The organism is Mixta theicola, from assembly GCF_002895925.1.
Lineage (GTDB): Bacteria > Pseudomonadota > Gammaproteobacteria > Enterobacterales > Enterobacteriaceae > Mixta > Mixta theicola.
The window spans coordinates 471,020-483,494 of sequence record NZ_NWUO01000001.1 but is presented as its reverse complement, the minus strand read 5'-3'; the positions used below and the strand labels follow the sequence as shown (position 1 = coordinate 483,494).

General features: G+C 51.1%; 10 protein-coding genes. 8 read left to right on the top strand and 2 right to left on the bottom strand.

Translation table 11 applies throughout. From position 1 onward, the window contains the following. Nucleotides 1-294: 294 nt before the first annotated feature. The gene (locus COO59_RS02230; protein WP_103058193.1) at nucleotides 295-1,383 is read left to right on the top strand and encodes a DUF1615 domain-containing protein; all 1,089 of its coding nucleotides are present in this window, start codon (nucleotides 295-297) and stop codon (nucleotides 1,381-1,383) included. 66 nt (nucleotides 1,384-1,449) lie between these two features. On the opposite strand, the gene COO59_RS02225 is transcribed toward COO59_RS02230, so the two are convergent. Together COO59_RS02225 and COO59_RS02220 are read right to left on the bottom strand one after the other, a co-directional pair. After that, nucleotides 1,450-3,396: a methyl-accepting chemotaxis protein gene (locus COO59_RS02225; RefSeq protein ID WP_103058192.1), complete on the bottom strand. Its 1,947-nt coding sequence runs from the start codon at nucleotides 3,394-3,396 to the stop codon at nucleotides 1,450-1,452. 242 nt (nucleotides 3,397-3,638) lie between these two features. Continuing rightward, nucleotides 3,639-5,507: a glycoside hydrolase family 18 protein gene (locus tag COO59_RS02220; protein WP_240614067.1), complete on the bottom strand. Its 1,869-nt coding sequence runs from the start codon at nucleotides 5,505-5,507 to the stop codon at nucleotides 3,639-3,641. 631 nt (nucleotides 5,508-6,138) lie between these two features. Here COO59_RS02220 and COO59_RS02215 point away from each other — a divergent pair. The 7 genes from COO59_RS02215 (at nucleotide 6,139) to chbG (ending at nucleotide 12,450) form a co-directional block, all read left to right on the top strand. Next, on the top strand, nucleotides 6,139-6,849 hold the full coding sequence (locus tag COO59_RS02215; RefSeq protein ID WP_103058190.1) for a Bax inhibitor-1/YccA family protein: 711 nt from the start codon (nucleotides 6,139-6,141) through the stop codon (nucleotides 6,847-6,849). Nucleotides 6,850-7,189: 340 nt separating this feature from the next. Next, nucleotides 7,190-7,510, top strand: a complete 321-nt coding sequence (locus tag COO59_RS02210; protein ID WP_103058189.1) for a PTS sugar transporter subunit IIB — start codon at nucleotides 7,190-7,192, stop codon at nucleotides 7,508-7,510. 83 nt (nucleotides 7,511-7,593) lie between these two features. Then, nucleotides 7,594-8,952, top strand: coding sequence for a PTS N,N'-diacetylchitobiose transporter subunit IIC (chbC, locus tag COO59_RS02205; RefSeq protein ID WP_103058188.1), 1,359 nt, complete (start codon nucleotides 7,594-7,596; stop codon nucleotides 8,950-8,952). A gap of 57 nt (nucleotides 8,953-9,009) precedes the next feature. After that, nucleotides 9,010-9,357 carry a PTS N,N'-diacetylchitobiose transporter subunit IIA gene (gene chbA, locus COO59_RS02200; protein ID WP_103058187.1) on the top strand — a complete coding sequence of 116 codons (348 nt, stop codon included), beginning with the start codon at nucleotides 9,010-9,012 and terminating at the stop codon, nucleotides 9,355-9,357. 14 nt (nucleotides 9,358-9,371) lie between these two features. Then, nucleotides 9,372-10,211, top strand: a complete 840-nt coding sequence (gene chbR / locus COO59_RS02195; RefSeq protein ID WP_103058186.1) for a transcriptional regulator ChbR — start codon at nucleotides 9,372-9,374, stop codon at nucleotides 10,209-10,211. An 87-nt stretch (nucleotides 10,212-10,298) separates the two neighbouring features. Further along, nucleotides 10,299-11,642: a 6-phospho-beta-glucosidase gene (locus COO59_RS02190; RefSeq protein WP_103058185.1), complete on the top strand. Its 1,344-nt coding sequence runs from the start codon at nucleotides 10,299-10,301 to the stop codon at nucleotides 11,640-11,642. Nucleotides 11,643-11,688: 46 nt separating this feature from the next. After that, complete coding sequence (gene chbG, locus COO59_RS02185) at nucleotides 11,689-12,450, top strand: chitin disaccharide deacetylase (RefSeq protein ID WP_103058184.1); 762 nt, start codon at nucleotides 11,689-11,691, stop codon at nucleotides 12,448-12,450. Nucleotides 12,451-12,475 lie beyond the last annotated feature (25 nt).

Sequence of the window (12,475 nt, the reverse complement as noted above, 5' to 3'; positions counted from 1 at the left end):
GCATAAACTGGGTATTTACAGCGTAAACCAGCCTCTGCTTGTGAAATTAATCGCTGATTAGGGTAATGCTATCGCTAAAATATGGGCGTTTTTGTCGTATATGAGCCGCCGATTGATTTTAATAAAGTAATTACATTATCCATCGTCTGTTTACGGTTGCTTTCAACCTCCGGCGTATAAAGCCGCTTCAGCGGGTTTTAAAAAATGAGGCCAGGGAATAAAAGCGGGCTGGGCTGGCATTTCGCCACGGCAGTGGTTAAGGTGCGCTTAACTTCAAAGTGGATAAGGACAGGTATGTCATCTCAGTTATTTCGCCTTATGCCGCTGGTCGCGCTGCTGGCGTTGGCGGGCTGTACCAGTAAACAGCAAAAGACGACTCAGCAAACGCCGCAGCAGATGCAGGCACGCATCGTCGCGCTGATGCCGGGCGACGTGCGGCAGAAATCGGACTGGGCCAGCGATATTGCCACCGCGTTTCGTACGCAGCAGATCGAGGCCAGCGACAGCAATATTTGCGCTACGATCGCCGTGGCCGATCAGGAAACCAACTTCAACGCCGATTCGCCGGTGCCCGGCCTGCCGAAAATTGCCTGGGGCGAGATCGATAAACGGGCGGCGCGGCTGCATATTCCCGCCTTTCTGGTACGTACCGCGCTGATGATTAAGTCGCCTAACGGGCGCAGCTATGCCGATCGGCTGGACAGCGTGCGCACCGAAAAAGAGCTGAGCGCCATTTTTGATGACTTTATTAATATGGTGCCGATGGGCCAGACGCTGTTTGGCAATCTGAACCCAATTCATACCGGCGGCCCGATGCAGGTGAGCATCGCCTTTGCCGAAGCGAATGAACGAGGCTATCCGTGGCCGGTAGAAACCTCCATCCGGCAGGAAGTTTTTACCCGTCACGGCGGCATCTGGTTTGGCGTAAAGCACCTGTTGGGCTACCCGGTCAACTATAGCGCGCCGCTCTACCGTTTTGCCGACTTTAACGCCGGCTGGTACGCCAGTCGCAACGCGGCGTTTCAGGCGGCGGTGGCGCGCACTACCGGCATGAAACTGGCGCTGGATGGCGACCTGATTATGTATGGCTCCGATAAGGCGGGCGCGACGGAGCTGGCGGTACGCACGCTGGCTGCGCAAATCAAGATGAGCCCGCGGGCGATGCGCCGCGATCTGGAAAAGGGTGATCAGCCTGAGTTTGAAAACAGCGAGCTGTGGCAGCAGGTTTTTGCGCTGGCGGATAAACAGGCCGGACGCCGGTTGCCGCGCGAAATGCTGCCCGGCATTCGGCTCGAAAGCCCGAAAATCACCCGTAATCTGACCACCGCCTGGTTTGCCCAGCGGGTAAACGGCCGCTATCAGCAATGTATGGCGCGGCGCTAAAAAAACGCCCGTGACGGATTAACATCACGGGCGGGCCGCTTTGCGTCAGGCCGGAAAAGCGCCGGTTTAGCCGTGCTGTCCCAGCTGGAAGGTCGAAACCGTATCGGCCAGCTGGCGCGCCTGCTGCTCCAGCGAGGCGGCCGCCGCCGACATTTGCTGTACCAGCGCGGCGTTTTGCTGCGTTACGCCATCCATCTGATTGACCGCCACGCTCACCTGGCTGATGCCCAGCGATTGCTCATCGGAAGCGTTAACGATTTCGCCGATAATCGACTGCACCGCCGCCACCGACTCGGTCATGGTTGTCATGGTTTTGCCGGTCTCATTCACCAGCGAGACGCCGGTGCTGACGCGTGAAGCCGACTCTTCGATCAGCGCGGAAATCTCTTTTACCGCGTTGGCTGAACGCTGCGCCAGATTGCGAACTTCAGCGGCCACCACCGCGAAGCCGCGTCCCTGTTCGCCGGCGCGCGCCGCCTCTACCGCCGCGTTCAGCGCCAGGATATTGGTCTGGAAAGCGATGCTGCTAATCAGGCTGGTTATATCGCCGATTTTGCGCGAGCTTTCGTCAATCTGCGACATAATCTCTATCACCTGCTGTACCAGCGCCTCGCCGCGTCCGGCTACCGCCGTGGCGTTGCCGGTCAGTTCCGTGGCCTGATGAGCATTATCGGCATTCAGCTTCACCGTAGCGGTTAACTCTTCCATGCTGGCTGCCGTCTCCTGCAGCGCCGAAGCCTGCTGCTCGGTGCGTGAAGAGAGATCGAGGTTACCGCCGGCGATTTCGCTGGCACCGCTGCGCACCGAGGCGCTGGCGGTGATGATCTCGCCAACCATATTGCGCAGCTGCCGCTGCATGGTTTGCATGGCGTAGAAAATGCTTTGCTGGTCTTTGATCTGGACATTAATGGGGCGGCTTAAATCTCCCTGCGCTACCGCCAGGGCAAGGCTGGCGGCTTCGGTCGGTTCGCCGCCGACGGGACGCGCGATTTTACGGTTGAAGATCAGTCCCAGTACGCCGCATACCACCACAATACTGACCAGCATCAGGATCAGCGCATAGATAAGCTGGCGGTTGGCGGCGGCCATCACCTCGCTGACCGGCGCGACAATCGCCAGGCGCCACGGCGTTTCGCTGTTGCCGACGATAATCGGCTGCCAGCTGATAAAAGCGGCTTCCTTCAGAAAAGCATCCTGATATTCATGTACCGCGAGGTTTTCAACTTTTTCACCCTGCCAGATTTTGCCTGCCAGCGACGCATCGGGGCTGGCGATAATTTTGCCCTGGTTCGACAGTAGCAGCGCGTAGCCTTTGCCCTGCCACGGCTTGATGGCGCTGATGGCTTTTTGCAGCGTCTCCAGCGAGAAATCAGCGGTGACCGAGCCTCTGAACTGGCCGTCCACGACGATCGGTGCGGCAACCGAGGTCAGCATCACCTCCACGCCGTTATAAGGGTAAATATAAGGTTCGAGGATCACCTCTTTCATGCGCTGACGCGGCAGCAAATAGTAGTCGCCGGTGCCCGGCTTCTCATAATCCACCAGGTTATGCAGCGCGGGACGCCCGTCGCCGTTACGATCGACATAGCGCACGTAGCGTCCGGTAGTCTCCTGTTCCGGCTGGCCGGCGAATTCCGCATCTTTGCCGTCAAAAGCGTTCGGTTCAAAGGCGAGGGAGATCGAGAGATAATCGAGGTGCGAACGTAGCGTAGAGCTCAGCATTTGATCCAGCGCCCGGCGATCCGGCACGCCCGCCTCTTTTAAACTCCAGGCATCGTTACCCAGCCCACGCGCGGTGTGTAATGCCTCATCGAACTTGTTTTGCACCTGCTGTGCGTTGGCTTTAGCGATTTGCTGCAGATAATCCTGCGCCAGCTGACGCTGTTGCTGGCGCGACTGGCCGCTCAACAGGCCGATGGTCAGAATAAAGCCAAGAGAAATCGTAACGATGCCGGTTAGCAACATCAGGGTTTGGGTGCGCATTTTGCGCCGGTGGTTAGCAAAGGTGGTCATGAAATTCCCCGGAAAAGGTTAAAAATTAAAATAACCTCCTGTCAGCGAATCTCCTTCTGTACAGATTATCGGCAGCTGGCGGCCTAAGTTCAGGCTTTATTGCGGCAAAATTGCGCGCTGGCCGTCATCCTGCTGCGTGATGCTTATCCTGCTGTGGTCAGCATCTGTGAAAAGTGCTGCGGCGCTAAAAAAACGCCGCCTGCAATATTGCAGGCGGCGTGATAACGATGGGCATCATTATTTTATTTGAGCATATCTTTAGTTATGCTTGTCTGGTACAACACTTTATCGTTTTTAACGTTACGAGACTGGCCTGGCTTACCTTCAGCCAGGACAACTTTCACCACATCGCCCACTTTAGGTTCTTTTTTGAAGTTGGTTTTGATGGTTACCGAATTATCGTTGTTAACGGTTTTGTATGAATAATAGGCTTTACCTTTATACATTTCACCTTCGTAAAACCCGTTGATATAAAACATAACGCGGTTTAAATCATTGTATGTTTTGTTATGAACCGTGGATTTGATAGCGACCCGGCCATTAGGCTGACGGGCAATCTCATATTTAATATTTTCCAGCCCCTCCTTTTGTGCCTGCTCCTGCTCCTGCTCCTGTTCCTGCTCATTCTCTTGCGACAGTAATTTAGCAGAGATAGCGCCTAATTCATGATCCTGCGTATCGCCGCTCAGATCCCAAATAATCGCGCCGCCGTAGCCTTCGCTGTCAATATAGTTAACTTTTTCCTGGATTGACTGCGCGTCATCGTAGCTGTAGAAATGTTGCAAACTGGCATTATAGAGATAAGGCACATGAGCCTGCGCATCCCAGAAACGTTGGAATTGTTTATCCAGCGCCATTTGCTTCAGCGCACTGTAAGGGGTGGTGCCGGTGTATTCGTCCTTGTCATCCCATATACCATGTACCGTTGCAGAACCGCTATTAAACAGGCCTGGCATACCGGTAATTTTTTCCGATCCCTCAACGTCACCCCATGCGCGACCGTACCATGACAGCCCAACCAACAGCTTGGATTTAGGGATATTCCATTGCAGGTTATATTCCCTCATGGTGGAATCGATGTTGAATTTCTGGTCAACATCATTGTAGTTGCTGTAAAGCGGTGAATTATGACCGGTGATAGGATCAAAAGCGCCATGATAATCATAGGTCATGACATTTACGCTATCCAGCAGGGGAGCGGTCTCGGCTGGATTAAGGTACTTAATATGGTTGTGGTTGGCCGTAACCGCTGAAGAAAGCTGATAATAACGATCGTTTTGCTTGCCTAAATCATCCAGCTTGGTACGGAGGCTTTTAATCAGCTGGGTATACTGCTGCGCTTCCTGTTCAGAGGTCGGATATTCCCAGTCGATGTCTACGCCGTCAAACTTCCACGTAACCATATGATTAATAATACTGTTCGCCAGACGCTCAACTTTTTCTGGCGTAGAGGTTGCAGCCTGGAACGCTTTTACTTCTTTTCCGTTCTGATCGCAATTCATTACGCATAACTGAGAGTTGGTATAGCCGCCGATAGAAATCATATTCACTACGCCGGCTTTTTTGGTCCGTTTAGCTATATCCTTCATTAGCTCCGGGCCTTTCCAGGTATCATGCGTCTCAACGACGCCATCTTTGTTCAGTACGGCGAAGCCATAATTCAGATGAGAGATTTGATCGTAAGCGACTTTTTCAGGCGTGAAGTAATCATGCGCCTCATAAACGCCCCACTCTGGATAGTAACCGATAACTTTGCGCTGAGCGGCAACAGCCTGTTTTAGCTTTTTCTGATAATCTATCGCCTGCTGCCCTTTAAAGGGGGTAAATTTAAAGGTTCCCAGAGAAACAACATTAACCGCTTCTCCACGGGCCCAGACTGCATTAGAGCCCGGTTTTTCTCCTGGGTTTGCAAACCAGCTATTCGTCCAGAAATAACCATCATAAATAACTACGGTGCCCGGCGTGGCATAAGAGGCGTTTTCATCATAGGTGACGCTATTAATGATTTTATTATTTAACTCAGCAACCTGAACTTCAACGCTTCCTAAAAATTTATTATCTTCCTTACCGGTATAGGCTTGCCAGGTTGCTCCACCGTCAGTGGAAAACATATGACTCTCTTTCAATCCATGAATGATGTTTAAACTATCATCTGGTATTAATTTTATTTCAAAATTCTGGAGCGCTGCATTTGCCGAAAAGGCTATAGCACACGATGCCACGATAAGTCCCAATGTGATTTTATTTAATTTCATTTTTCTGCCTTTGTTTATTAACCATCTTCCTTTTGGGCCATTTTCGCTAACACGAAATGCAATTAGCGGGCTAATGCGGTTTCAATCGAAAATGGACGAACCTTTTAATGGACGAGCCTTTTTAAAGGTCGCAGAAAAGATAGGAAATATTCTGGCCTTTGTCTTTAAAAACTAAATTAATTAATTACAAAAAAATATTTAAATAGTTCATGCTTTTCAATTTAAGGCGGGTAGGGCTTAATTAAAAAAGAAGCCGACCTTAAGTGAGGGATTCCAGGAAAAGCAGAGCTTAAAATGAATACGGAGGGGCAGGTTATATTAAGATAGCGCAGGCCTTTTTCTTGCTTCAACTTAAGCCTTTCCAGCGCGGGCGATTCAGGGGGTAGTCTTCTCTTCTCCGCTCGCTGCCTGACAGTGGCAATGGCATAACCTGCCAGATCTATGCCACACTTGGGTGACCCGTTACTTCACACCATTAGGGGGATCTATGGATCGATTTCCACACTCTCAAGATTCAATCGTGCAGCGCACCGGTACCGGTCTGCAAACTTATATGGCGCAGGTTTATGGCTGGATGACCTGCGGTCTGCTGCTCACCGCCTTTATTTCCTGGTATGCGGCGAATACGCCTGCGGTAATGGAGCTGGTGTTCGCCAGCCGCATGACTTTTTTTGGTCTGATTATTGCGCAGCTGGCGGTGGTGTTTGTGCTCTCAGGCCTGGTGCATAAGCTTAGCGGTGCGGTGGCTACCGCGCTGTTTATGCTTTATTCAGCGCTGACCGGTTTAACCTTAGCCAGTATTTTTCTGGTGTATACTTATTCATCGATTGCCAGCACTTTCTTTGTTACCGCCGGTATGTTCGGTGCCATGAGCTTTTGGGGCTACACTACCAAACGCGATCTCAGCAAAATGGGCAGCATATTGTTTATGGCGCTGATTGGCCTGCTGCTGGCTTCGCTGGTTAACTTTTGGCTGAAAAGCCCGGCCTTAATGTGGGCGATTACCTATATTGGCGTGCTGGTGTTTGTCGGCCTGACGGCGTATGACACGCAAAAACTGAAGGCGATTGGGGAAAATATCGATACGCGCGATAAAGAGAACCTGCGCCGCTATTCGATTATGGGCGCGCTAACGCTCTATCTGGACTTTATCAACCTGTTCCTGATGCTGCTGCGCATCTTCGGCAACCGCCGCTAGGACGGTAATAAACCCGCGTTGCAGGTTAAAAGCGCTATCCAGGCGGAATAAAGCACCGAAAGCTTCTCTTCTCGGTGCTTTATTTTTTTGTGCAAAAACGGGGCTGCGGGCTTCACGTTATTGCCATCTTTTATTTAGCCAAAATGTGAAGAGAGTCATAAGTCCTGGTCAAGGAGAGACAATTTTTAGCGGCTGATAAATATTCCCCTCTTAAGCAATATCGTATACTCCTTCCAGACAATGAAATGTTTTTTATTTTTTGACGCTTGTTTCGTTAGATTAACAGGCAAAGAAGATGCTTTTTCCAAACTGAAATTTATCCGGGAGCTGAGGGCTTGTTATGGGAAAGAAAACTATTTATCTGTTTTGTTCCGCTGGAATGTCTACTTCGTTGCTGGTTTCTAAAATGACAGCTCAGGCGTTGAAATATGAAGTGCCGGTGACCATTGCAGCCTTTCCTGAATCGCTGGCGGCTGAAAAAGGCCCTGAGGCGGATCTTGTTCTGCTGGGGCCGCAAATTGCCTGGATGCTGGAGGATATTCAAAAAATATTACCCAATAAACCGGTTGAGGTTATTGATTCAGCGCTGTATGGCAAAATAGATGGATTAGGCGTGCTAAAGGCTGCCGTCGCCTCGATCAAAAAAGCAGCCAATAATTAATCTTATTTTTTATTTATTTTTACCGTCAAAGAAAGGCCTTACCCACCCTGGCCGCCGACCTGGCGGCGCGAAAGGAATATAAAATGAGTAAAGTCATTGATTCACTTGAAAAAGTGCTGCTTCCCTGTGCCGTTAAACTGGGAAAGCAGCCGCACGTTAACGCGATTAAAAATGGATTTATCAAATTAATGCCGTTGACCCTGGCCGGGGCGATGTTTGTGCTTATTAACAATGTTTTTCTCAGTTTTGGCGCAGGTTCTTTCTTTTATTCGCTGGGTATTCGCTTAGATCCGGCGACGATTGAAACGCTGAATGGATTAAAAGGCATTGGCGGCAACGTCTATAACGGTACGCTGGGAATTATGTCGCTTATGGCGCCTTTCTTTATCGGCGGCGCGCTGGCGGAAGAGCGTAAAGTTGACTCGCTCGCTGCGGGTTTATTGGCCGTGGCCGCCTTTATGACCGTCACGCCTTATAACGTAGGCGATGCTTATGCCGTCGGGGCTAACTGGTTAGGCGGCGCGAATATTATTTCAGGCATTATAATTGGTTTGATTGCCGCTGAAATGTTTGCCTTCGTTATCCGACGCAACTGGGTTATTACCCTGCCGGACAGCGTACCCGAATCCGTATCGCGTTCATTCTCCGCGTTAATTCCCGGCTTTATTATCCTCTCTGTTTTCGGCGTTATCTCGTGGGCGCTGGCGTTATTCGGCAGCAATTTCCATCAGATCATTATGGACTCGATCTCTACGCCGCTGGCGTCGATGGACGCGGTGGTAGGCTGGGTCTACGTTATCTTCACCTCTCTGTTGTGGTTCTTTGGCGTTCACGGCTCGCTGGCGCTGGCGGCGCTGGAAAACGGCATTATGATGCCGTGGGCGCTGGAGAACGTGGCTATCTATACCCAATATGGTTCGGTCGATGCGGCGCTGGCAGCGGGTAAAACGTTCCACGTCTGGGCCAAACCGATGCTCGACTCCTACATTTTCCTCGGCGGAACCGGCGCAACGCTTGGCTTAATTATCGCCATCCTGATCGGTTCGCGTCGTGCCGATCATCGTCAGGTGGCGAAGCTGGCGCTGCCCTCCGGCATTTTTCAGATCAACGAGCCTGTGCTTTTCGGTCTGCCGATTATCATGAACCCGGTGATGTTTATTCCCTTTATGCTAATTCAACCGATTCTGGCGGCGATTACGCTAACGGCCTATTACCTGGGGATAATCCCACCGATTACCAATATCGCGCCGTGGACCATGCCAACCGGGCTGGGCGCCTTCTTTAATACCAACGGAAGCGTTGCGGCCCTGCTACTGGCGCTGTTCAACCTGGGCGTTGCGACGCTGTTTTATCTGCCTTTCGTGCTGATTTCCAACAAAGCGAACAGCGTTATTGCACAAGAAGAGAGCGAAGAAGAGATCGCCAACGCGCTGAAATTCTGATTATCGGGGCTGAGATGATGTCAGCCCGTGCTAACCCCTTAACGTTGAGAGGTAAAAATGTTTAATTCAGACTCCCTGACTGTAGCCGCAGATGAAACCCAGGATCCTGAAGAAGTGGTAATGGGATTAATCATTAACTCCGGGCAGGCCCGTAGCCTGGCGTACGCCGCGCTAAAACAGGCAAAAGCCGGGAAATTTGAACAGGCGCAGGAGCTGATGGCGTCATCCCACCTGGCGCTGAACGAGGCGCACCGGGTACAGACCAGACTGATTGAAGCGGATCAGGGCGCAGGTAAAACCAAAGTCAGCCTGGTATTGGTACACGCGCAGGATCATCTGATGACTTCAATGCTGGCGCGCGAGCTTGTGACGGAACTCATTGAGCTGCATGAAAAAATAAAATAACGTGTGGAGTCATTATGATGCAGCCAACGGTATTGAGCATGGAAATCAAAACAGCGCATGAAAACCAACTGTTTGACGGCCAAAATTTTCATGTATTTATCTACAACAAAACCGAAAGTATCTCCGGGCTGCATGAACATGACTATTATGAATTTACCGTGCTGCTTACCGGGCGCTATTATCAGGAGATAAACGGTAAAAGGGTGCTGTTAGAGCGGGGCGACTTTGTTTTTATTCCGCTGGGTTCGAACCATCAAAGCTTTTATGAGTTTGGCGCCGCCAGAATATTAAATGTCGGTATCAGCAAGGCTTTTTTTGATCAGCACTATTTGCGCCTGCTGCCGCCTCATTTTGTCGCTTCGCAGGTTTACCAGATTAAGAGCGAGTTTCTTAACTATATTGAAACGATGGTCTCTTCGCTTAATTTCAGAAACGGCGAGTTTAACGAGTTTCTGGAAATGGTAACCTTTTATATTGTTAACCGGCTGCGTCACCATCGCGAAACCGAAGTGATAACTCATATCCCGCTCTGGCTGGAGGTAACGGTTGAAAAAATGCATGACAAATCCTGGTTCGGCGATAACGCGCTGGCAAATATGGTGGCGCTGTCCGGGAAGTCGCAGGAATATTTAACCCGCGCCACTCAGCGTTATTATGGCAAAACGCCGATGCAAATCATCAACGATATACGCATCGACTTTGCTAAAAAACAGCTGGAAATAACCAATTATTCGGTGACGGATATTGCCTTTGAGTCTGGATATAGCAGCCCAAGCCTGTTTATTAAAAATTTCAAAAGGCTGACGTCATTCACGCCGAAACATTACCGTAAGCAACTGTGCCATATGAGTTAGCCTGGTTCTGAACGGCTCAGGCTATATTCGCCATTTTTACATTTTCTGTTTAATTTGCAGCGCTCATGCCGCTGCACAGGAGCCCCTATGAGCAAAAAACTGAAAGTCGTCACTATTGGCGGCGGCAGTAGCTACACCCCCGAATTACTGGAAGGCTTTATTAAACGCTACGAGGAATTGCCGATTAGCGAATTATGGCTGGTGGATGTGGAGGCCGGTAAAGAGAAGCAGGATATTATTTTCGATCTTTGCCTGCGTATGATTAAACGCGCCGGCGTGCCGATTGCGCTCTACAAAACCCTCGATCGTCGTGCCGCGCTGGTTAACGCGGATTTTGTCACCACCCAGCTACGGGTGGGGCAATTAAAAGCGCGCGAGCTGGATGAGCGCATTCCTCTAAGCTATGGCTATCTGGGACAGGAAACCAACGGGGCCGGTGGGTTATTTAAAGGGCTGCGCACCATTCCGGTGATTTTTGACATCATTAAAGACGTAGAGGAAGTTTGTCCTGAGGCGTGGGTTATCAATTTTACCAACCCGGCAGGCATGGTAACCGAAGCGGTGTTTCGTCATACCGGCTTCAAAAAGTTTATCGGCGTATGCAATATCCCGGTGGGCATGAAGATGTTTATCCGCGAGGTGCTGAAGGTTGAGCCGCAGGATAGTCTTTCGATCGATCTCTTTGGCTTAAACCATATGGTGTTTATCAAAGATGTCTGGGTTAACGGCACCTCGCGTTTTGCCGAACTGCTGGAGGGCGTTGCGTCCGGCACGCTGAAGGCCAGCGGCGTGAAAAATATTTTCGACTTACCGTTCAGCGCCGGATTAATCCGCTCGCTGAAACTGATCCCCTGTTCCTATCTGCTTTACTACTTCAAGCAAAAAGAGATGCTGGCCATCGAGATGGGCGAATTCTACAAGGGCGGCGCGCGCGCAACGGTGGTACAGCAGGTTGAGAAGCAGCTTTTCGATCTGTATAAAAATCCGGAACTGGACGTCAAACCCAAAGAGCTTGAGCTGCGCGGCGGGGCTTATTACTCCGATGCGGCGTGCGAAGTGATTAGCGCCATCCATAACGACAGGCAAACCGAGCATTACGTCAACTTCCCGCATCAAGGTCATATCGATAATATTCCGGCCGACTGGGCTATCGAAATGACCTGTACCATTGGGCGCGATGGCGCGACGCCCACCCCGCGCATTAAACATTTTGACGAGAAAGTCCTTGGGCTGATTTACACCATCAAGAGTTTTGAGGTCGCGGCCAGCGAGGCGGCGCTGAGCGGTGAATTGAATGATGTGCTGTTGGCGTTGAACCTGAATCCGCTGATCCACTCCGATAACGATGCGGAAAGGCTGGCGCGCGACATGCTGCTGGCGCATGAAGCGCAGCTGCCCAATTTCGCACGAACGATTGCTCTGCTGAAATAACCCAACACCGCCGCCTTCTCCAGGGAAGGCGTTTCAGGAGGCGCTTATGGATAAATTATTAATTGTGAATGCCGATGATTTTGGCCTCTGCCGGGCGCAAAATTACGGCATTATCGAGGCATTTAGCCACGGCGTAGTGACATCCACTACCGCCATGATGAACGCGGCGGGCGCAGAACACGCCGCGGCCCTGAGCAAGGCTCATCCCAGGCTGGCCGTGGGCATGCACTTTGTATTAACGCTGGGAAAGCCGCTTTCAGCTATGCCGAATCTGGTCAACGGCCAGGGCGAGCTGGATAAAGGGATTTGGCAAAGGGCGCAGGCGGATACCTTGCCGCTGGAAGAGATTCAGCAGGAGCTGGCCTGCCAGTTTGCCCGCTTCATTAAACTGTTTGGCCGTGCGCCAACGCATATCGACAGTCATCATCATGTCCATATGATCCCGCAAATTTTCCCCATCGTCGAAGCTTTCGCTAAAGAGAAGGGCATGGCGATACGTATCGATCGCCAGGAGATAAAAACGCACGGGATTGCGCTGCACGGCGCAAAAAGTACGCAACATTTCGCCAGTGATTTTTACGGCGAGGCCATTACGCAATCCTTATTCCTGGAGATACTGGATCGCGCGCTGGCGCGTGACGTGCAATCCCTTGAAGTGATGTGTCATCCCGCCTTTATCGATCGTACGCTTCTTACCAGCGACTATTGCTGGCCCCGGCTGGATGAGCTCGACGTGCTCACTTCCCCGTCGTTGAAATATGCCATCGCCGAACGAGGGTATCGGCTGCGGACCTATGGGGATGTATAAGGCGTGGTTTTAACATGCAGAGACC

Coding starts and splice junctions, on each gene's coding strand:
- chbR (WP_103058186.1), top strand. CDS start 9,372: ATGATGCAGCCAACGGTATTGAGCATGGAAATCAAAACAGCGCATGAA.
- chbC (WP_103058188.1), top strand. CDS start 7,594: ATGAGTAAAGTCATTGATTCACTTGAAAAAGTGCTGCTTCCCTGTGCC.
- COO59_RS02230 (WP_103058193.1), top strand. CDS start 295: ATGTCATCTCAGTTATTTCGCCTTATGCCGCTGGTCGCGCTGCTGGCG.
- COO59_RS02190 (WP_103058185.1), top strand. CDS start 10,299: ATGAGCAAAAAACTGAAAGTCGTCACTATTGGCGGCGGCAGTAGCTAC.
- chbA (WP_103058187.1), top strand. CDS start 9,010: ATGTTTAATTCAGACTCCCTGACTGTAGCCGCAGATGAAACCCAGGAT.
- chbG (WP_103058184.1), top strand. CDS start 11,689: ATGGATAAATTATTAATTGTGAATGCCGATGATTTTGGCCTCTGCCGG.
- COO59_RS02225 (WP_103058192.1), bottom strand. CDS start 3,396: ATGACCACCTTTGCTAACCACCGGCGCAAAATGCGCACCCAAACCCTG.
- COO59_RS02210 (WP_103058189.1), top strand. CDS start 7,190: ATGGGAAAGAAAACTATTTATCTGTTTTGTTCCGCTGGAATGTCTACT.
- COO59_RS02215 (WP_103058190.1), top strand. CDS start 6,139: ATGGATCGATTTCCACACTCTCAAGATTCAATCGTGCAGCGCACCGGT.
- COO59_RS02220 (WP_240614067.1), bottom strand. CDS start 5,507: ATGTTTTCCACTGACGGTGGAGCAACCTGGCAAGCCTATACCGGTAAG.